Origin of the sequence: Promicromonospora sp. NPDC060204 (assembly GCF_042728455.1) — a bacterium.
Classification (GTDB): domain Bacteria; phylum Actinomycetota; class Actinomycetes; order Actinomycetales; family Cellulomonadaceae; genus Promicromonospora.
Genome location: NZ_JBHWZO010000061.1, coordinates 1 through 19,625 on the forward strand (window position 1 = coordinate 1; position 19,625 = coordinate 19,625).

The window sequence follows — 19,625 nt, forward strand, 5'->3', positions numbered from 1 at the left end:
GGCGGAGCGGCCCTTCTCGGGTCAGCCGATCAGCTTCCAGGGACCGTGCTTCTTGAAGCCCGGGATCTGGAGGATCGTCGGCCGGGTCGCCTCGTAGACCTTGCCCTTGTAGGACACGGTGTCACCCCACCAGTAGAGCTTCCACGGCACCCACGCGGGAGCCTGCGGCTCCTCGGGCTCCGCGGCCTCGACGGTGATCGGCAGCCGGGCCGTGGTGCCCGACGGCGACGCCTGCACCACGAGCTGGTACTGGCCGGCGGCGGTGTTCGCCGGGATGGTGACCGACGTCGACGTCGCGCCGTTCGTCACCGTGCCGGTGCCGAGCGGGACGCCGTCCGACGGGGCGCCGCCCGACGGGACCAGGAACGTCTCGACGCCCGTGTTCTGCGGTGCCCCGAGCGAGGTCAGGTTCAGGCCGGACAGGCCGACCGTCGTCGCCGTGCCGGCCTGGACCGTGCCCGGCAGCGCCGAGGCCACCGTGCGGGTGCGGGCGAAGCTCGGCGTGACCGGGGCCGAGTCCTTGAGGTACGTGATCCAGGCGTCACGGTCCACCAGACCCGAGTCGCGACCGTCCGTGCCCTCGGTGAAGGCCCGGAAGTTGTCGCCGCCCGAGATCAGGAACGAGAACGTCGCGATCCGGTACTCCGCGGCGGGGTCCACGGGCACGCCGTCGATCGTGATCGACGAGACGTTGTCGCCCGGCGTCGCGTTCGGGTCGGCCGTGGTCGTGGTGTACGACACGTTGTCGGACAGCCCCAGCGCCAGGTACGGGCGCGACGGGCGGTTGCCGTTCGCGTCCGTCTGCCACTGCTCCTCGAGCAGGGTGTCGAGCTGCGCACCCGTGAGCGTGATCGTCCACAGGTTGTTGACGAACGGCAGCACCGCGTTGGCCTCGGCGTAGGTGATGATCCCGTCCTCGCCGAAGTAGAGCTCGTTGCGCAGGCCGCCCGGGTTGACGACGCCGATGTCGGCGCCGCCCCGCTCGTCCGCGGAGAGCGAGTCACGCAGCGAGTTCGCCACGAGGTTGCCGAGCGCCGACTCCGACGCGCGGTCGTCCCGGTTGCCGCCGGCGTAGCCGCCGTCGGTGTACGAGCCGCCCGCGAACGCCGTGGTCACGTCGGCCGTCACCTTGCCGATCGGCTGCGCGCCGATCTGCTCGGCCTCGGCCAGCGCGGCGTCCACGATCGAGTCGACCTCGGCGACCGCCGGGTACGTCGCGATCAGCTCCGCGGCCGGGGTGGTCGTGCGCGCCACGTTCTCGACCGTGTAGTCGGTGACGTCGAACGTCTCCGTGTCCACGGTGAGGGAGACGTGGCCCAGGAACTCGCCGTAGTTGCCGGTCTGGATGATCGGCCGGGTCTCCCCCGCCGCACCCGGGACCGGGGCATCCCACGCGTACTGCTTGTGCGTGTGGCCGGTGAAGATGGCCGCGACGCGCGGGTCGGTGTTCTGCACGAGGTCGGCGAAGGGGCCGCCGGCGGCGATCTCCTCCTCAAGGGTGGCGCCGTCGGGCGTGCCCGCGCTCGCGCCGTCGTGCGCGAGAGCCACGACCACGTCCGCCTCGCCGTTCGCGGCGTCGCCGTCGAGCAGCTCGTCGGTGACGCGGTTCAGCGCCTCGACCGGGTCGCCGAACTCCAGGCCCTCGATGCCCGAGGGCGTGACCAGCGTGGGCGTCTCCTCGGTGACCACGCCGACGAAGCCGACGTCGACACCGTTCACCGGGACCACCTGGTACTCGGGCAGGGCCGGCTCCCCCGTCGCCTCGTCGTAGACGTTGGCGCCGAGGTAGTCCCAGTCGGCGGCGTCGGTGACGCGGCCGGTCAGGTCGGACATGCCCTGGTCGAACTCGTGGTTGCCGACCGCGGAGGTCTTCAGGCCCAGCGCGTTCAGCACGTCGATCGTCGGCTGGTCCTGCTGCAGCGCGGAGGCGAACAGCGAGGCGCCGATGTTGTCACCGGCCGAGACGAACGCGGTGCCCTCGGGGTTCTGCGCCCGCAGCTGCTCCACGGTGCCCGCGAAGTTCACGGTGTTGCCGTCGATCCGGCCGTGGAAGTCGTTGATGGCCACGAGGTCCAGGTCCACCGAGCCGGGCTCGGTGGTGGTGTCGCCCAGGTCCAGGCCCACCAGGACCGGGTCGTGGTCGGACGACCGGAAGGGCGTCTCGTCGTAGAGGATCGTCGCGTTGTAGTTGTAGCGGCTGTACTCGTTCGCCACCGGCTCGTACGCGTTGATGTTCCAGATGTCCGTGCCGGACACGGCCTCGGCCGCGGCCGGGGAGGCCAGCACGTGGTCGAGCGAGCCGACCATGCCGTCGAAGTTGTACGAGTACTCGCCCGTGGTGGGGCCGAGGTCGGTGTAGCCGGCCTCGGTGAGGACCTGGATGGGGTCCTCCTGCTCGTACGAGTTGAAGTCACCGACGAGCAGCACCTTGTCGGTCCCGGCATCAGCGGCCCGGTCCTCGGCGAACGCCACGAGGGACGTCGCCTGGCGGGTGCGGGACTCGTTCGACGCACCCTGGCCGTCGCCCTGGTCGGCGTCGCCGGGCCACGGTCCGGCCGAGCCCTTCGACTTGAAGTGGTTCGCGATCACCACGACGTCGTCACCGGCGCCGGCGGCGCCGTCAGCGGGCTGGAACGTCTGGGCCAGCGGCTGACGGGCGTTCTGGAACGCCTCGTCGCCGACGAGGATCGTCGAGCCACCGACCGGCTCCGCGGTGGCGGTCCGGTAGATGAAGGCGTTGCGGATGACGTCCTCGGTGTCGGGCACCTCGGCCGGGGAGGCCACGTAGGCCCACGTGCCGGCACCCTCGGCGACGTTCAGCGCGTCCACCAGGTCGCCCAGGGCCTGGTCGCGGGGACCACCCAGCGAGGCGGTGTTCTCGATCTCCAGCAGCGCGACGACGTCCGCGCCGAGCGCCGAGATCGCCGCGACGATCTTGGTCTGCTGCCGCTGCAGGTCCTCCTCCTCGGCCGCGCCGCGGGCGTCGCAGCCGCCCGAGACGGTGACGGGGTCACCCGCGCGGTCGGTGTAGTACGTGCAGCCCGTGAGCTCGTCGCCCGTGGTGGTGAAGTAGTTCAGCACGTTGAACGTCGCGACCTCCAGGTCGCCGCCCACCTCGGCGGGCGCGTCCTCGCGAGTGTTCTCGAAGGTCGCGGGCTGCACGGCGTCGGCGACGTCCGGCGTCAGGGCCGACGTCGGCTGGAAGCCCCACGCGTCGAACCGGTAGTCCAGGACGACCGGGCGCGTGAACGTGACGGCCGCGCCCACCCGGAGCGGCGCGCCGCCGGTCAGGTAGGGCAGCGGCTTCGACTTGTTCGCGGTCGAGTTGTAGTTCGTGGACGAGCCGTCGTCGAGCAGCACGGCGCGCGCCGCGTTGTCCGCGACCTGCGCGTCGTACTCCGCCGAACCGGGACGCCCCGCCGTGGTGGGCTGCACCAGCGGGCTGTCGCCCGCCGCCAGCCCGACCGTGCCGTAGTAGTTGGTGTCGTAGTTGTCCGTCACCGTGAACTCGCCCTGCGGCGCGAGCAGCATGCCCTCGAGCGCCTCGCGGCCGGCCGCGGTGGCGGGCCAGGCGGTCACGGTCGGCTCGACCGTCGCGGGCTCGTCCAGGACGGTCCAGCCGCCCGACGACGGCGTGAGCTCCGTGAGGCCGTTGAACTCCGACACGACGCCGGTGACCTCCACGTGGTCGCCCGCCGAGAGGTCGGCGGCGGCCGCCGCCGAGAACACGAAGACGGCGTCCGACGCGCCGGGCGTCGAGTCCGCGCCGCCGCCGGTGCCGGCGGTCTGCAGGTAGAGGCCGTTGAAGCCACCGGTCGGGTAGACGGCGGTGACGACGCCCTGCGTCGTGACCGTGTCGCCGACCAGCGGGCTGGTGTCGCCCGTGCCCTGGATCTCGGCGATCGGGGTGACCTCGCCGGGCTCGGCCGGCACGGACGGGCTGGGGCTGGGCTCGGGCTCGGAGCCCTCACCGTTGGTGGGGGTGACCTCGGTGCCGAACACGAAGTCCGCCGAGTTGTCGCCCGCGTCGCCCGTGCGCTCCAGCGATCCGACCACGCCGGTGCCCTGGCCGGCCGGGCCCTGGGCGGTCTCGAACGTGTCGGCGGTGCCGTAGCCGAGCAGGTCGACGACGCCCGCGGCGCCCGCGGCCGGCACGGCGCCCTTGGCGGGCGTGACGGCGGTGGCCTGCGACGCGAGCGCGATGACGCCCGCCGTGCCGCTCAGGTTGAGGCTGCCGACGGCGTCCGGCGTGGGGAGGGGCTCGCCGTTGGCGGCGTTCGAGGCGCCCTGCACCAGGTAGTGGCCGCCGGCGGCGATGGTGCCGCTCAGCGCGGTGATCCCGGAGAACGACGCGCCCGTCGCGGACTTGTACTGGACCGACCAGCCGTCGACGCTGACCGGCTCGTCCGTCGGGTTGTACAGCTCCACGAACTTGTTGCGGTACGGCTGGCCGGAGCTGCCGCCCACGAGGTAGGCCTCGCTGATGACGACGTGCCCGGAGTCCGGGCCGTCAGCCGTGGCCGCGGGCGCGGCGACGGCCGCCGTCGCGGGCACGGTGAGTGCCGCGGAGAGGGCCACGGCGACGGCGGCTCTCCCACGGGGTCGGGGGTGCGGTCGCGGGGACCGGAGCGTGCTGGGTCTCACGCTGACTCCTTCTGCAATAGCCGACCGAGGGTCGGGGTGGAGTGCACTGCTGCTGGACGACGTGCTCGGCGGCATCGCCGCGGCCGGGCGCGCATCAGTTGCGCAGGCGGTCCGGCACGAGCGGCACCAACCAATCACTGCCTCGTGAACCGGCGGTTACGGTCGGGCACCCGCCGGGAAAACTGAGGTCCCGGCGCCGGGTGAACCTGCCCGCGGCCGAGCCACGAGATCGACGCCGAGGCTAGCGGGTGTCACCGACATCACCGCCCGGTACACGCCGCCGGCGCAGGGTTCACCCGGGTAGGACCGGAGACCCCGGCTCGCCGCCCGCCCCCGACGCCGCCCGGCGTCCAGCGGTCAGCGGCAGCAGGTGCGAGATGTCGGAGCGGTCGCCCGAGGCGCGCACCCGCCCGTCCGCGACGACGTCCGCCCAGATGAGAGTGCCCGTGGCCAGGCCGAGCCAGGTCTCCGGGTCGGTCTCGACCACGTTCGGCGGGGTGCCGCGCGTGTGCCGCGGCCCGGGCACGGCCTGCACCGCTCCCGCGGGCGGCACGCGCACCTCGACGGAGTTGCCCGGCGCGACCGAGGCGAGCTCCTCCAGCGTGAACCGCACGGCCGTGGTGACGTCCCGGCGCTCCGCCTCGCCCCGGGCCCAGACGGCGACGGCGGCGCGTCCGGCCGCCGGGTCGGTCCGGCGCCGCGGGGGCACTACCGCACCGCCAGGAAGTCGCCGAGCCGCGTCCAGCCGGACTGCTCAAGGCTCGTGAAGTCGGTGCCGGGCACGACGAACATGGCCTTGCTCGTGCCGTCCGACGAAGTGCAGCCGGTCAGCAGGGCCGCGCCGAGCACGGCGACGGCGCCCGCGCGCCAGGCGGCACCAGGAACAGCATTGGTCATGGGGTCAGTATGGCCGACCGTCGCCTCAGTACCGGTACACGTCGGGCGTCGGGCCCTCGACCGCGAGCAGGTCCGCCGCCACGACCATCGGCAGCTCGCGCGAGGCCACAGAGGGGAAGCTCGCGACCTGCACGACGCGCGGCAGGCCACCCGTCCGCACCGCCGGCACGGGCTGGGACAGCGGCCCGGCGCCCGGCGCGTGCCGCGGCCAGGGTTCCGACAGCGGCATCTCGTCCCGGACCTGGGGCCGGACCGGCCGGCTGATCGGCGGGTAGTCGGCGCGCCGCACGCGGCGAGGGACCTCGGACACCGTCGGCCGGAACGCGGGCGGCTGTGGCTGCGGCTGCGGCGGTGCGGGCTCGGGGCGCGGCTGCGGTGTCGGACGCGGCCGCGGGACCGGGCGGGGCTGCGGGCTGGGGCTCGGCTCCGGCCGCTGCCACGGGTCGGCGGCCACCATCGGCTCGGACCAGCGCCTGCGCTCCGCCCGCGAGCGGAGCTGCGGTTCAGGGCGGGGCTGCGGTTCGGGCAGCGGCTGCGATGCGGGGAACGGGTGCGATGGGGGCATTGGCTGCGAATCGGAGAACGGCTGGCGCGCGTGCAGCGGCTCGGACGCCGGCAGCGGCTCGGGCGCGAGCAAGGGCTCGGGCCGGCTCCACGGCTCGGCCTGGTGCTGCGAGCGCAGCGCCGGGCCCGCGTGCTGCCCCGGCGCCGGGCGCGGCTCCGCCTGCGCGTGTGGCTCCGGTGCCCGCGCCTCCACGGCCGCCTCGGGCGCGGGGACCGGGCCGTCAGCCGCCGGCGTCGGGGCAGCGGCGCGGCCGCTCGTGCCCGAGGCGCGCCGGGCCGCGCGCCGTCCGCCGGGCTCCGGGGCGCCGGCCGCGCCGGCTGCTCGGTGCTCGGCCCGACCGGCGACGTCCGCCGCCCGGCCGGCCAGCGGACCGCCAAGGGTGAACGTCACGCGCCGCTCGGCGACGTCGGCCTCGGCGAGCTGGACCCGCACCTCGTCGCCCAGGGGCAGCGCGGGACCCACCACGCGCGCCCGCACGGCCGGGTCGCGCAGCACGACCTCGCCCCGCTGCAGCTCCTTGTCCTGGTCGTCGACGTCGACCACCACGCCGTCGAACTCCTCGCCCAGGCGGTCCGCGAGGAGCGACGCCTCGACGATGTCCACGCACTCGCGCTCGAACGACGAGGCGCGGCGGCCGGTCTCGGCCATGACGGCGGGCAGGGCGGGCAGCGCCTCCAGCACCCACGGGGGCACGGGGGTGCCGGCGGAGACGGCGAGGCAGACCTCGGTCGCGTACCGGTCCACGAGGCGGCGCAGCGGCGCCGTGACGTGTGCGTAGTCGGCGGCGATGGCGGCGTGCCGGGTGTTCTCGGGCGTCGGCACGACGGCGCCGTCGGGCCCCGGCATGCCGAAGGCGACGTACCCGGCGCCGCGGAAGAGCGTGGTCGCCTCGTTGAGGAACGCCGCGTGCTCGGGGATGCGCGAGACGAGCGTGGGGACGAGGCGCGCGTACGGGAGGTCGTCCGGCCAGTCGATGCCGAGCGCACGCGCGGTGCGGTGCAGCCGGGCCAGGTCGCGCGGGTCGGCCTCGGGGAGGGTGCGCAGGATGCCCACGCCCGCCTCCCGCATGAGGTGCGCGGCGGCGATGCCCGTGAGCAGCGAGATCTGCGCGTTCCACTCCTCGACCGGGAGGTTGCGCCGGAACGACAGCGTGTAGGTGCCGTCCTCGCGCCGCTCCACCTCCTGCTCTGGAACCGACAGCGAGACGCCGCCGCGCGCGAGCTCCAGCGACTGGCGCAGGCGGCCGACGTCGGCCAGGAGCTGCAGCGACTCGCTCGCCGTGCCCGCGTCGAGGGTCGACTGCACCTCGGCGTACGTGAGCCGCTCGCGGCTGCGCACGTACGCGCGCTCCAGCGCGGCGCCCTTGATGATGCCGCGCGAGTCGAGGGTCACCGTCCACAGGACGGCCGGGCGGTCCTCCTCGGGCAGCAGGCTCGCCGCGCCCTCGGACAGCACCTTCGGGTGGAGCGGCGTGCGGGCGTCGGGCCCGTAGACGGTCATGCCGCGCCGGTGCACCTCCGCGTCGATCGCGCCGCCCGGGGCCACGAAGGCGCCCAGGTCCGCGATGGCGTAGTGCACCACGTAGCCCTCGCCGGACTGTTCCACGTGGACCGCCTGGTCCAGGTCCTTGGAACCGGGCGGGTCGATGGTGACGAACGCGATGTCGCGGCGGTCGGTCCGGCCGGCGGAGACGTCGTGCCCGGCGGCCGCGAGAGCCTCCTCGAGCACGTCCTGCGGGAACATCGCGGGCAGGCCGACCTCGGCGCGAAGAGCCGCGAGGGCACCACTCACGTCGTCGGTGGCGGCGGGCGCGAGGCGCATCTGACGGGTGGGCACAACTGCGAACATAAGCCGGTTCCGCGCTCCCCGCGCGGTGTCGCTGTGCTATTCGACGACGACGGTCGCCACCAGCGCCCGGTGGTCGGTCCCGGGGACCTGCATGGACACCACGTCGGAGACGAGCATGTCCTTCTCCACCACCACGTGGTCCAGCGCGAAGAGCGCCGGCACTCGGCTGCCCTCCGGCCAGGTCACGGTCGGGCCCGCACCCCACTCGCGGGTCGCGTCCAGGAAGCGCGAGCCGAGCAGGTCGCGGAAGGTCGCGTGGTCGTAGCCGGCGTTGAAGTCGCCGGCCAGGATCTGCGGCGCCTCGTCCTCGTGGACCTTCTCCGTGAGCTCGACGAGCTCGGTGCGCCAGGTGGTGACGTCCTCCGGCATGGGCGGGTACGGGTGCACGACGGTGACGCGGACGTCGGTCCCGCCCACGTCGACCAGGGCCGACGGCGTCGCGAAGGTGGTGCCGCTCATCTGCTGCACCTCGGTCAGCTCGGTGGTCGACCAGAGCCCGCTGCCCGCAGGAGTGTCCTCGGCGGGGACGGTGAAGCTGTGCACCAGCAGCTCGTCGAGGCCGGCGTCCGCCAGGGCCTGCTCGAAGTCGGGCGTGAGCTCCTGGACCGAGAGCACCTCGACGTTCTGGGACTTCACGAGCCCCACCACGGTCTCGGCGTCGGCCCGGCCGTACAGCGCGTTCACCGTCATGACCCGCAGCGTGCCCGCGTCGTCCGGGTCGGCCGCCGTGGACGACTCCGGCGGCAGGAAGAAGGGCACCATCCAGAACAGGAAGCCCGCGAACGAGAGCCCGAGCAGCGAGGTCAGCACCCAGCGGCGCGAGAACAGCGCGACGATCAGCAGCGGCAGCGTCGCGAGCGTGGCCCACGGCGTGAACGCGACGAGCTGGGGCAGAGGCACCACGTTGTCGAACGGGAGCACCCTGGCGAGCGCCACGAGGAGCAGGGGGATCGCGATGATCCAGAGCACGAGGGAGATGAGGCCACGGACAAATCGCACCCCCGGACCCTATCGGCTGCCCGGAAGGGCCTTGACCAGCCGCCAGGTCTCAGCGGCTGGTCAAGGCTCCTCGGATCAGCCGAAGATGCGCGGGAGGGTTCCCTCGTGAGCCGTGCGGGCCTCGTCGAGCGGGAGCTCGAAGTGGCCCTCGACCACCAGGGCGTCGCCGCCGGTGGTGCCCAGGCGGAGCACCGGCACGCCGGCGTCCTCGGCCAGGTGGGTCAGCTCGCCCTCGTGCTCCGGGTCGACGGCGACGACCACGCGGCCGGTCGACTCCGAGAACAGCGCCACGAACGGGTCCACCTTGTCGCGGCCCGTCACGCCCTCCAGCGCCACCGAGGCGCCGACGCCGAACCGCAGCGAGGCCTCGATCAGCGTCTGGACGAGGCCGCCCTCGGACAGGTCGTGCGCGGCGGCGGCGAGGCCGGTCCTGCGCGCCTCGACGAGCGCGGAGGCCAGCGCCTTCTCGGCGGCCAGGTCCACCCGCGGCGGCACGCCACCGAGGTGCGAGTGCACGACGTCGGCCCAGGCCGAGCCGTCGAGCTCGTCCCGCGTGGTGCCGAGCAGGAGGAGCGACAGCCCCTCGGTCTGCCAGCCGGACGAGAGCGCGGTGCTCACGTCGTCGAGCACGCCGAGCACGCCGACCACGGGGGTCGGGTGGATCGACGAGTCGATCTGGCCCGGCTCGCCCGTGCCGTTGTAGAGGGAGACGTTTCCGCCGGTGACCGGGACACCGAGCTCCTGGCAGGCGTCGGCGAGGCCCTCGATCGCCTCGACGAGCTGCCACATCGAGTCCGGGTGCTCCGGCGAGCCGAAGTTCAGGCAGTCCGTCACGGCCAGCGGCGCGGCGCCGGCCGTGGCGACGTTCCGGTAGGCCTCGGCGAGCGCCAGCGCAGCGCCGGCACGCGGGTCGAGCTTGCCGTACCGGCCGTTCGCGTCGGTCGCGAGCGCGACGCCGAGGCCCGTGGTCTCGTCGACGCGGACGACGCCGCCGTCGTCGGGCTGGGCGAGCGCCGTGTTGCCCTGGACGAAGCGGTCGTACTGGTTGGTGACCCACGCCTTGGAGGCGAGGTTGGGCGAGGCCAGCAGCCTCAGCGCCGTCTCCCGCAGCTCCTCGCCGGACGCCGGGCGGGCGAGGCCCGCGGCCGTCGTCGTGTCGGCCTGGAGGCCGTCCTGCCAGGCCGGACGGGCGTAGGGCCGCTCGTAGACGGGCCCCTCGTGCGCCACGGTCTTCGGGTCGACGTCCACGATCCGCTGGCCGTGGTGGTCGATCGTGAGGCGGCCGGAGCCGTTGACCTCGCCGATGACGGCGGTCTCGACCTCCCACTTGCCCGTGATCGCGAGGAACGCGTCGAGCTGGTCGGGCCGCACGACGGCCATCATGCGCTCCTGCGACTCCGACATGAGGATCTCGCCGGCGTTCAGCGTGGGGTCGCGCAGCAGCACGTCGTCGAGGTCCACGTGCATGCCGCCGTCACCGTTGGAGGCGAGCTCCGAGGTGGCGCAGGAGATGCCCGCGGCGCCGAGGTCCTGGATGCCCTCGACGACCCTGGCCGAGAACAGCTCCAGGCAGCACTCGATGAGCACCTTCTCCATGAAGGGGTCGCCCACCTGGACGCTGGGGCGCTTGGCGGGGACGCCGTCCTCGAACGTCTCGGACGCGAGGATCGAGGCGCCGCCGATGCCGTCGCCGCCCGTGCGGGCGCCGAACAGCACGACCTTGTTGCCGAGGCCGGTCGCGTTGGCGAGGTGGATGTCCTCGTGCCGCAGCACGCCGAGGCAGAGCGCGTTGACCAGCGGGTTGCCCTGGTAGGAGCCGTCGAAGACGAGCTCGCCGCCGATGTTCGGCAGGCCGAGGGAGTTGCCGTAGCCGCCCACGCCCGAGACGACGCCGTGCACGACGCGCGCGGTGTCGGGGTGGTCGACGGCGCCGAAGCGCAGCTGGTCCATGACCGCCACGGGGCGCGCGCCCATCGAGATGATGTCGCGGACGATGCCGCCCACACCGGTCGCGGCGCCCTGGTAGGGCTCGACGAACGACGGGTGGTTGTGCGACTCGACCTTGAAGGTGACGGCCCAGCCGTCGCCGATGTCGACGACGCCGGCGTTCTCACCGATGCCGACGAGGAGGTGCTCCTTCATCTCGTCGGTCACCTTCTCGCCGAACTTGCTCAGGTGCACCTTCGACGACTTGTACGAGCAGTGCTCGCTCCACATCACGGAGTACATCGCGAGCTCGGCCGCGGTGGGGCGGCGGCCCAGGATGTCCTTGATGCGCTGGTACTCGTCCTCCTTGAGTCCGAGCTCGCCGTACGGCTGCACCTCGTCGGGTGTGGCTGCGGCGGCCTCGACCGTGTCCAGTGACGGAACGGCGGGAGTCGGGCGGGAGGGTGCCTGGGACGCGGGCGCGGTCATGTAGTTCCTCGCGTGCGGGGTAGGTTTCTGGGCGCCGGAGCGCCCCGCCAGTCTACGACGTGGGCCCGCCATCACGTGTCAGACGTACAGGTCCCTCCTGTGACCCTGTACGTCTGACCCGTGGCGGGTGGGTCAGCCCTGGTCGTAGACCCGGACGTAGTCGACGACCATCTGCTGCGGGAACTGCGTGGTGCCGTCGGGGTAGCCGGGCCAGTTGCCGCCCACCGCGACGTTCAGCAGCATGAAGAACGGCTGGTCGAAGACCCACTGGTTGCCGCCCGTGTCGGCCGTGGTGCGGGTCTGGTAGACGTTCCCGTCGACCGACCAGGTGATGCGTCCGGGGGCGCGGTCCACCGCGAAGGTGTGGAAGTCGTCGGCGAAGGACCAGCCCTGCGGGTGCGTGTACGCGGCGCCGATCCCGGCGCCGCCGGAGTAGCCCGGTCCGTGGATGGTGCCGTGCACCATGTGCGGCTCGTAGCCGACGTTCTCCATGATGTCGATCTCGCCGGAGCTCGGCCACGGCACCCCGGAGTCGATCTGGCCGCCGAGCATCCAGAAGGCGGGCCAGATGCCCTGCCCGCGGGGGATCTTGATGCGGGCCTCGACGCGGCCGTAGGTGGGCTCCACCTTGCCCGCGGTGGTCAGGCGCGCCGACGTGTACCCGCCGTTCCCGTCCTGGCGGGCCGTGATGACGAGGTTCCCGTTGCCGTCGAGGGCCGAGTTGTCGCGCGAGCTCGTGTACGTCTGCAGCTCGTTGTTGCCCCAGCCCCCTCCGCCCGTCTCCTGGTTCCAGCTGGCCGGGTTCGGGGCGCTGCCCGCGGCGCCGTCGAACTCGTCCGACCAGGTCAGGGCGCCCGCGGCGGCGGGCGCGACGTCCTGTGCGGACGGGGCGGAACCGCCGTCGGGCGCCTTCTGCGTCGCCGCGGAGGCGACGAGCGAGGCGGACAGGACCAGGGTCAGGGCGGCGGTCGCCGTGACCGTGCTGCGGATGGTGCGGTGTCTGGTGGTACGCATCGGTCGCTCCTTCGCGAACATGTGTCTCCCGTTGCCCGCGACGCTACTTTTCACCCGCTCCGTGGAACAAGATCGTGAAAGTACGTAGTCACGGCCCGGCCACCGTTCAGCCCCGCTGAACAGTCGGCCAGTGATACGCGATGGACGCACCGGGTCGGGGCGGCCGACGATGACGCCATGCCCCTGCGCCACTCGCTCCTCGCCGTGCTCGTCATGATCATCTGGGGCACCAACTTCCTCGCGATCGACATCGGCGTCGACGACGTGCCGCCGGTGCTCTTCCTCGCGATCCGCTTCGTGGTGGTGCTGGTCCCCGCGATCTTCCTGGTCCCCCGGCCCGCGGTGCCCCTGAAGGACGTGCTGGTCGTGGGGCTCTTCCTCAGCCTCGGCCAGTTCGCGCTCATGTACACCGCGATCTGGCTCGGCATGCCGCCCGGCCTCGCCTCGCTCGTGCTCCAGGCGCAGGTGGTCCTCACGGTCCTGTTCGCGAGCGTCGCCCTCCGCGAGCGCCCGACGCCGCCGCAGCTCGTGGGCGTGCTGCTCGGCGCGGTGGGGCTGGTCATCGTGGGGCTCGGCCGGTCGGCCGCGACGCCGGGTGTCGCGTTCCTGCTCACGCTCGCGGCCGCGGCATCGTGGGCCACGGGGAACGTGATCGTCCGGCGGCTGGGATCGGTGACGCAGGCGACCGGCGCCCGGCCGACGCCGCTGGCCGGCCTGTCCATGACGGTGTGGTCGGCGCTGGTGGTCCCCGTGCCGATGTTCGCACTCTCGCTGGTGCTGGACGGGCCGGCCGCCGTCGGATACTCGCTGACGCACCCGACCTGGGCCGCCGTGCTGTCCACCCTCTACACGGCGTGGCTCGCGAGCCTGGTGGGCTACGGCGTCTGGAACACCCTGCTGGCGCGGCACCGGGCGAGCGCGGTGGTGCCGTTCACCATGCTCGTGCCGGTGTTCGGCATGACCGCGGCCTGGCTGGCGCAGGGCGAGGTGCCGAACACGGCCGAGGTCGGCGGCGGGGTGCTGCTCCTGCTCGGGGTGGCGATCACGTCGGGGCTGCTGCGGTGGCCGGACCGGTGGCGGCCCGGCGCGGCCTAGCTACAGGTCGAGCGTGTAGCAGAGCAGGTCCACGCCGGGCACCGGCGTCCAGTCCCGCTCGGGGTCGCGCACGAAGCCGAGGCGCTCGTAGAGCCGGTGCGAGCCGTGGGCGACGGTGTTGGTGGAGAGCACGACGCGCCGCGTCCCGGCGTCGCGGCCGCCCGCGGCCCGGGCGAGGCACTCCCCCATCAACGCGCTCCCGGCGCCCCGGCCCTGCGCGTCCGGCGCGACGCCGAGCATACGGATCTCCGCCTCGCCGTCCCGCGCGATGTCGGCCATGGGGCCACCACGCGGCACGTACGTCACCGCGCCGATCACCACGCCGTCGTCGAGGGCGACGATGACGTCGGACGCCGCCGCCCGGCCGGCGACGTCGTGCAGGACGTTCCGGTAGAAGACGGAGTCCGGGGCCTCGAGCTGCCCGTCCGCTGCGAACGCCGCCGCGACGATCTTTCCGACGGCCTCGTACTCCGCGGGATCCGCGTCCCGTACCTCGATGCTCATGCGGAAACGGTAGGCCGTCCCTCTGACACTCCGGTAGGCACGCGCCGTGCGCGCCCGCCTGCCGGACGCCGCCCGCGCCCGCCCACCCGGCCCCAGGGCTTGTACACGGACAGCACGGTGGCCACCGCGAGCGCCGTGAGCGACACCGTGGGCGGGAAGACGAGGAACGAGATGTCCGTGGCCGGGACCCCACCGGCCTCGATGGCGCCGCCGGCCGCGCCGACGTCGGCCATGCCGGGCCGCAGGACCACGAGGATCAGGGTGCACAGCACCAGGTTCGTCACGAGCTTGACCGCCACCCACCAGTAGCGCACCAGCCCCCACTTGGTCGCGAGGCCGAGGAGCACGCCGGAGGCGAGGCAGACCAGGGCCGAGACCAGCATGGGCGTCACCACGAACTCCGCGAGGGCGCGCAGGGCCAGCCCGCGGACGGCGGCCGAGCCGCCGCCGAGCCCGATCCCCGCGAGCACCGCGACGAGCACGTCGACGCCGATCCACGCGCCCGCGGACACGATGTGCACGGTGAGCACGGCCTTGCGCACGCGCGGCGGCAGTGTCATGCGTGCCGATCCCCTGCGACTCATGATCCCGTCCCTTCCGCTGGGCACCCGGTCGGCGCCCACGTGCCCAGCGTCCCGGGCCGGGGCGAACGACGGATCTGCCGTGGGGCGGCACCCGGGCTGCGCCCTGCGGCGTCGTCGGACCGCCCGGCCTACGCCCCGCGACGTACGCCGGGCTACGACCGGTAGGGGGTGACGCGGTGCCCGGCGTCGGACACAGTGGGGCTGTCGGACACAGAAGGGCCGGAGGTGGGCATGGGAAAGCTGCGCCTGGAGGACGTGGGCGTGAGCGCGGCACTGACGGCGCTCGTGCTCGTGAGCCTGCCGTTCCTGGACGGCTCGTCCGCGGTGGACCGGCCCGTCGACGCGCTCGGCTACACCCTGGCGGTGGCCGCGGCGGCCGGGACGCTCTTCCGCACGCGCTGGCCCGTGCCCACGCTGTGCGTCGTCACGGCGGCGACGGTCGGTTACCTGCTGCTCGCCTTCCCGTACGGCCCGGTGATGGTGTGCCTGGCGGTGGCGGTCTACTCCCTGGCCCGACGGCGCCCGCTCCGCCCCGCCCTGGTCTGGGCGGCGGGGACGCTCGCGCTCCTCGTGATCCCCGTCTTCACGCACCCCGCCGGGCTGGGCGTCCCCGCCGGGCTCGTGCCCGCGAGCGCCTTCGTCGCGGTGCCGTTCAGCATCGGCGTCGCGCGGCGCACGTGGGACGAGGCCCGGTCGACGCAGCGCGCCGCCGAGGAGCAGCAGGCCCGTGACGACGAGCGGCTGCGGCTCGCGCACGAGGTGCACGACGTGGTGGGGCACGGGCTGGCCGCCATCCAGATGCAGGCCGACATCGCGCTCCACCTGGGCCGGCCCGACGACGCGACCGCCGCCCTTGGGGCGATCTCGCGGGCCGCGAACGAGGCGCTGACCGAGCTCCGCACCACCCTGGCGGTCATCCGGCCCGGCTCCGGCGCCGGCCCCGAGCGCGCGCCGACCGCGGGGCTCGCCAACCTGGAGGTGCTCGCGCAGCGGGTCCGGTCGGCGGGCGTCGCGGTGGACCTCTCGGTCACCGGCACGCCCAGGACCCTGCCCGACGCCGTGGACCTCGCCGCCTACCGGGTGCTCCAGGAGTCGCTGACCAACGTGGTCAAGCACGGCGCCGGCGCGGCCGCGCGGGTCGAGGTCGCGTACGAGCCGGACGCCGTCCGGCTGGCGGTGCGCAACCCGCGCCCGTCCGGGGCCGCGTTCGTCGCCGGGTTCGGCATCACCGGGATGCGGCACCGAGTCGAGTCCCTGGGCGGGCGGCTCGACGCCGGTCCCGTCGACGAGTCGTTCGAGGTGCGGGCCGCGCTGCCCGCGGGAGGTGTCGCATGATCTCGGTGCTGCTCGTGGACGACCAGGACCTGGTCCGCATGGGCCTGCGCGCACTCATCGCGGGCGAGGCGGACACGACGGTCGCGGGCGAGGCGGCCGACGGCATCGCCGCCGTGGCCGAGGCCCGGCGCCTGCGGCCGGACGTGGTGCTGATGGACATCCGGATGCCCGGCATCGACGGCATCGAGGCGACGCGGCGCATCGCCGAGGACCCCGACCTGGCCGCGACGCGCGTCGTGGTGCTGACGACGTTCGAGCACGACCAGTACGTCGTCGACGGGCTGCGTGCCGGGGCGAGCGGGTTCCTGCTCAAGAACACGCCCCCGGCGGAGCTCGTCACCGCGATCCGCACGGTGCACGACGGCGGGGCGCTCCTCGCGCCGTCGGCCACCCGGACCCTCATCCGGGAGTTCACCGCGGCGTCGCCGCGCGCCCTGGAACCGCACCCGCGGATCGGTGACCTCACGGAACGCGAGCGTGAGGTGGTGGGCCTCGTGGCGCAGGGGATGAGCAACCACGAGATCGCCGAGGAGCTGGTGCTCAGCCCGGCCACCGCCCGCACGCACGTGTCGCGCGCGATGATCAAGCTCTCGGCGCGCGACCGGGCCCAGCTCGTGGTGTTCGCCTATCAGTCGGGCCTGGCGTGACCGGCTCGGACCCGTCCCGTTAAGGGTGAAACAAAGATGTCACGTAGGGGTTCCCGACGTTTACCCGAAAGTGGTTTCATTCGGACATGAAGCTGCTCCGGACTTTCCCGAAGGTTGCCTTCGAGTTCGGGCTGGCCTCGTGGCACTGGATGGGGATCCGCGAACAGACCCCGCGCTTCGCCACCTGCTTCGGCGACATCTTCCTGGAGTCGCTGGACGGGTGGTGGTTCCTGGACACGGTCGAGGGCACGCTCGAGCTGCGCTGGAACTCCGCCGTGACCATGTACGCGGAGCTGGAGTCGGCCGACGGGCGCGCCACGTACCTCATGGACGACCTGGTCCGCGACGCCCGCAGCCGCGGCATCCGGCTGAGCGAGGAGGACGTCTACACGTTCAACCCGCACCCCGCGCTCGGCGGTGAGCTGGGCGTGGACGGCCTCGGCACCATGCGCTTCGAGCTCGCCCTGAACTGGGTGGGGCAGATGCACGACCGCGTACGGCACAGCTCGGGCGAGATCCGCCTGCCCCCGATGCCTGACGACGGCCGGCGGGCCGCTCCGGCCCCGGCCGCACAGCCGTGGGACTCGTCGTGGTCGCACGACGAGACCTTCGACGTCCCGTTCGAGCAGTACCTGGCCACCACCACGTTCGCCGCGGTCTCGGCGCCGCGACGGAACGACGACGGCTACCCGTCGCTCCCGCCGTCGTCCGGGCGGGAGGACGCGTTCGGCCAGACGCCCCAAGCCGCGGAGGCCTTCGGCGACCGGAGCTTCGGCGACCAGGGTTTCGGCGGCCGGGCATACGACTCACCGGACCGCGCCGAGCCCACCTACGGCGGCCGGCACGGCAGCCCCCGGGACGACGGTGCCCAGCCGTACCAGACGCCCAGCGCCCTGGACCGGCCGTGGTCGCAGGAGTACCAGGCCGCGCCCCTGTGGACCGGGCAGACGGAGTCGGCACAGCCCTGGGCGGAACCGCACCAGCCCGCACAGCCGGCGACGCCGCCCGGCGGCTACGACGCCCCGTACGACCAGGGCTACCCGGCCGCCGCCGGGTACGGCACGAGCACGTCCGGCGAGCAGCCGGGCGCGCCGTACGACCAGCAGCAGCACTGGGCCGCGTACGACACAGCGCAGGGCGCCGGTCAGGCCGATGCTCAGGGCGGCGGTCCGGGCGGCGGTCCGGAACAGCCGGGGCAGGCCGCGCCGGTGTGGGACACCCCGGCCTGGGGCGGCCAGGCACCCGCCGGTGGCCAGCAGCAGAACCGGCACACCGACGAGGCCTTCACGGCGTGGGACGACCTGTGGGGACGGCGCTGACCCGCTGACGCCGGGACCGGTGCTCGGCGGGTGCCACGACCTGTGGCTCGGCCCTCCGCACCGGACGCAGCCGCCGCTCACGCTCGGCACGCGCCACCAGGCTCAGCTCACCGGGCGTCGTGGTGCGCGCGTGCTTGAGCAGGCGGGTCTCCAGCGCCACCCGGTTGCCCCGCCGCAGCCCGTCCGTGTACCCGAGGATCGTCTGCGCGTGCGCGTGCGTGATGTGCCCCCCGCGCAGCGCGGCGAGCGTCCGCGGGTGCTCGTGCACCAGCGCCCGGGACTCCTCGATGAGCGCGACCGCCGAGCTCTGCGGCACCCGGAGCGCAGTGGCCAGCCGCTCGACGAGCTCGGGCGCCAGGCCTGCGAGATCGTCCGCCTCGACCTCGGGGGCGTCGAACAGGTCGGGCTGGTCGGCCACCCACTCCCGGACCGACTCCATCAGCACGGCGCGCGAGGCCGCGAGCGAGGAGAGCAGGGAGTCGATCGCCGCCAGGGCGTCGACCGCCTCCGAAAGGTTCGCGAAACCGCTCGCGAACCCCGACTCGCGCGGTGCGGACGCACCACGCGGAGACTGGTCCGGCACGTCGGCCGGACCGCGAGTCACCAGCACATTGTTCGAACGCATGTTCTAACTGTAGGGGGTGAGGTCGAGGCGCGCCACCCGGCACGCCGAGCCGGGCCCACCTCGGGCACAGCCGGCACCCCGCACAATGGGGACGTGCAGATCCGCCGGGCCGTCGCCTCTCCCCTTGCCGCGTGCGCCGCGCTCGCGACCGTCCTCGCCGTGGGCGGGTGCAGCCTGATCGAGCGCGCCCAGGGATCGGACGGAGCCGGTGACCCGACCGCGACAGCATCGCAGCCGACACCGACACCCACGTCGACGCCGTCGTCCGAGCAAGGCGGCACCAAGCCGAAGGCGCAGACCAGCACCGTCACCGTCGGCGACGTCGTCCTGGAGGTCAGCTCGCGGAGGGCGGCCGAGGTGCGGGAGGACGAGCTCGGGCCGGGCACGCGGACGGTCACGCTCTCCCTCGGCCCCGAGGGCTCCGCCCGGCTCTCCCTGACCTCGCCCGGCGCGCTCGACGTCGACACCGACGGGAGCATCTCCGTGCTCGACGGCAACGGCACGCCCGTCGCGGCGATCGCCCCGCCGGAACCACCGTCCGACGCCGAGGACGCACCGCGCATCGAGGTCACCGACATCGACGCGACCCAGGCCAGGCTCCGGATCGACGACCGTTCGGCGACCTCCGGGAGCGACGGGCAGCCGGCGCGCACCGAGCCGGTAACGGTCACGTTCGTGGTCGGCACCGAGTCGATCGAGAGCACCACCTGGGGCGAGAACGAGGGCGGGCGGTCCCTCGCCGTCGACCCGGCGGACTGGGCCCGGAGCGCGGGAGAGGCCGGCCTGGACCTGATCCGCACCCAGCTCGTGGCCGCCGAGCCGGAGGCGGACAGCGACACGATGGAGCACCAGCTCGTGTGCCACGCCGTGGGCGCCATGGACAAGGAGACGTGGAACCTGGAGCCGTGGCGGCCCGACGTCGGCCTGATCCTCACCGCCACCGCGCACTGCAACCCGGTGTGAGCGGAGCGGCCCGTACGCGGCCGTGACCCAGTCGTGACCAGGAGCGGGGCTGTTCGGGGTGCGGAGCCGCGCAGGTTGGGGTTTCCTGGAAAAGGCGGCGAGGCAGGTCGCCACAAACAATCTGATGAGCCCCAGCTCGGCCGGGCCCCAGTTCATGCTCTTCGTGCGCCC

The 19,625-nt window shown here is 73.6% G+C and carries 15 protein-coding genes; 5 read left to right on the forward strand and 10 right to left on the reverse strand.

Annotated features, from left to right (window positions below; translation table 11 throughout):
* Positions 1-21 precede the first annotated feature (21 nt).
* The 7 genes from ACFWEJ_RS10250 to ACFWEJ_RS10280 all read right to left on the reverse strand — a co-directional run bounded on the left by ACFWEJ_RS10250 (position 22) and on the right by ACFWEJ_RS10280 (position 12,382).
* Positions 22-4,578: an ExeM/NucH family extracellular endonuclease gene (locus ACFWEJ_RS10250; RefSeq protein WP_377229121.1), complete on the reverse strand. Its 4,557-nt coding sequence runs from the start codon at positions 4,576-4,578 to the stop codon at positions 22-24.
* 358 nt (positions 4,579-4,936) lie between these two features.
* Complete coding sequence (locus ACFWEJ_RS10255) at positions 4,937-5,353, reverse strand: sterol carrier family protein (RefSeq protein WP_377229101.1); 417 nt, start codon at positions 5,351-5,353, stop codon at positions 4,937-4,939.
* On the reverse strand, positions 5,353-5,541 hold the full coding sequence (locus ACFWEJ_RS10260) for a hypothetical protein (RefSeq protein WP_377229102.1): 189 nt from the start codon (positions 5,539-5,541) through the stop codon (positions 5,353-5,355). The genes ACFWEJ_RS10255 and ACFWEJ_RS10260 overlap by 1 nt, the downstream gene beginning before the upstream one ends.
* A gap of 25 nt (positions 5,542-5,566) precedes the next feature.
* Positions 5,567-7,942 carry an RNB domain-containing ribonuclease gene (locus ACFWEJ_RS10265; RefSeq protein ID WP_377229103.1) on the reverse strand — a complete coding sequence of 792 codons (2,376 nt, stop codon included), beginning with the start codon at positions 7,940-7,942 and terminating at the stop codon, positions 5,567-5,569.
* Positions 7,943-7,990: 48 nt separating this feature from the next.
* A complete protein-coding gene (locus ACFWEJ_RS10270) occupies positions 7,991-8,953 on the reverse strand; it encodes an endonuclease/exonuclease/phosphatase family protein (protein WP_377229104.1) in 963 nt (320 codons plus the stop codon).
* A gap of 75 nt (positions 8,954-9,028) precedes the next feature.
* Entirely contained in the window at positions 9,029-11,368 is a 2,340-nt protein-coding gene (gene purL / locus ACFWEJ_RS10275) for a phosphoribosylformylglycinamidine synthase subunit PurL (RefSeq protein ID WP_377229105.1), read from the reverse strand.
* 132 nt (positions 11,369-11,500) lie between these two features.
* Positions 11,501-12,382, reverse strand: a complete 882-nt coding sequence (locus tag ACFWEJ_RS10280) for a family 16 glycosylhydrolase (RefSeq protein WP_377229106.1) — start codon at positions 12,380-12,382, stop codon at positions 11,501-11,503.
* Between the two features lie 177 nt (positions 12,383-12,559).
* Between ACFWEJ_RS10280 and ACFWEJ_RS10285 the strand changes: the two genes are divergently transcribed.
* On the forward strand, positions 12,560-13,477 hold the full coding sequence (locus ACFWEJ_RS10285) for an EamA family transporter (protein WP_377229107.1): 918 nt from the start codon (positions 12,560-12,562) through the stop codon (positions 13,475-13,477).
* On the opposite strand, the gene ACFWEJ_RS10290 is transcribed toward ACFWEJ_RS10285, so the two are convergent.
* A complete protein-coding gene (locus ACFWEJ_RS10290) occupies positions 13,478-13,981 on the reverse strand; it encodes a GNAT family N-acetyltransferase (protein WP_377229108.1) in 504 nt (167 codons plus the stop codon). It abuts the gene before it with no gap.
* A complete protein-coding gene (locus tag ACFWEJ_RS10295; protein WP_377229109.1) occupies positions 13,978-14,541 on the reverse strand; it encodes a hypothetical protein in 564 nt (187 codons plus the stop codon). Before ACFWEJ_RS10295 ends, ACFWEJ_RS10290 begins: the two co-directional genes overlap by 4 nt.
* A gap of 255 nt (positions 14,542-14,796) precedes the next feature.
* On the opposite strand from ACFWEJ_RS10295, the gene ACFWEJ_RS10300 reads away from it, so the two are divergent.
* From ACFWEJ_RS10300 to ACFWEJ_RS10310, 3 genes are all read left to right on the forward strand, one after another.
* Positions 14,797-15,900 (forward strand): sensor histidine kinase, encoded by a 1,104-nt coding sequence (locus ACFWEJ_RS10300; protein ID WP_377229110.1) that lies wholly within the window; start codon positions 14,797-14,799, stop codon positions 15,898-15,900.
* Complete coding sequence (locus ACFWEJ_RS10305) at positions 15,897-16,547, forward strand: response regulator (protein ID WP_377229111.1); 651 nt, start codon at positions 15,897-15,899, stop codon at positions 16,545-16,547. The genes ACFWEJ_RS10300 and ACFWEJ_RS10305 overlap by 4 nt, the downstream gene beginning before the upstream one ends.
* Positions 16,548-16,633: 86 nt before the next feature.
* Positions 16,634-17,866 carry a T6SS immunity protein Tdi1 domain-containing protein gene (locus ACFWEJ_RS10310; RefSeq protein WP_377229112.1) on the forward strand — a complete coding sequence of 411 codons (1,233 nt, stop codon included), beginning with the start codon at positions 16,634-16,636 and terminating at the stop codon, positions 17,864-17,866.
* Here ACFWEJ_RS10310 and ACFWEJ_RS10315 read toward each other — a convergent pair.
* Positions 17,832-18,491, reverse strand: coding sequence for a hypothetical protein (locus ACFWEJ_RS10315; protein WP_377229113.1), 660 nt, complete (start codon positions 18,489-18,491; stop codon positions 17,832-17,834). The two genes, ACFWEJ_RS10310 and ACFWEJ_RS10315, sit on opposite strands and share 35 nt — an antisense overlap.
* Before the next feature lie 93 nt (positions 18,492-18,584).
* Between ACFWEJ_RS10315 and ACFWEJ_RS10320 the strand changes: the two genes are divergently transcribed.
* Positions 18,585-19,454, forward strand: coding sequence for a DUF2599 domain-containing protein (locus tag ACFWEJ_RS10320; RefSeq protein WP_377229114.1), 870 nt, complete (start codon positions 18,585-18,587; stop codon positions 19,452-19,454).
* The last annotated feature ends 171 nt before the right edge of the window (positions 19,455-19,625 follow it).

Bases quoted from the DNA above. Each gene is read 5' to 3' on its own strand.
- ACFWEJ_RS10280 (WP_377229106.1), bottom strand. From the start codon at position 12,382: ATGCGTACCACCAGACACCGCACCATCCGCAGCACGGTCACGGCGACC.
- purL (WP_377229105.1), bottom strand. From the start codon at position 11,368: ATGACCGCGCCCGCGTCCCAGGCACCCTCCCGCCCGACTCCCGCCGTT.
- ACFWEJ_RS10305 (WP_377229111.1), top strand. From the start codon at position 15,897: ATGATCTCGGTGCTGCTCGTGGACGACCAGGACCTGGTCCGCATGGGC.
- ACFWEJ_RS10315 (WP_377229113.1), bottom strand. From the start codon at position 18,491: ATGCGTTCGAACAATGTGCTGGTGACTCGCGGTCCGGCCGACGTGCCG.
- ACFWEJ_RS10300 (WP_377229110.1), top strand. From the start codon at position 14,797: ATGGGAAAGCTGCGCCTGGAGGACGTGGGCGTGAGCGCGGCACTGACG.
- ACFWEJ_RS10285 (WP_377229107.1), top strand. From the start codon at position 12,560: ATGCCCCTGCGCCACTCGCTCCTCGCCGTGCTCGTCATGATCATCTGG.
- ACFWEJ_RS10260 (WP_377229102.1), bottom strand. From the start codon at position 5,541: ATGACCAATGCTGTTCCTGGTGCCGCCTGGCGCGCGGGCGCCGTCGCC.
- ACFWEJ_RS10310 (WP_377229112.1), top strand. From the start codon at position 16,634: ATGAAGCTGCTCCGGACTTTCCCGAAGGTTGCCTTCGAGTTCGGGCTG.
- ACFWEJ_RS10290 (WP_377229108.1), bottom strand. From the start codon at position 13,981: ATGAGCATCGAGGTACGGGACGCGGATCCCGCGGAGTACGAGGCCGTC.
- ACFWEJ_RS10295 (WP_377229109.1), bottom strand. From the start codon at position 14,541: ATGACACTGCCGCCGCGCGTGCGCAAGGCCGTGCTCACCGTGCACATC.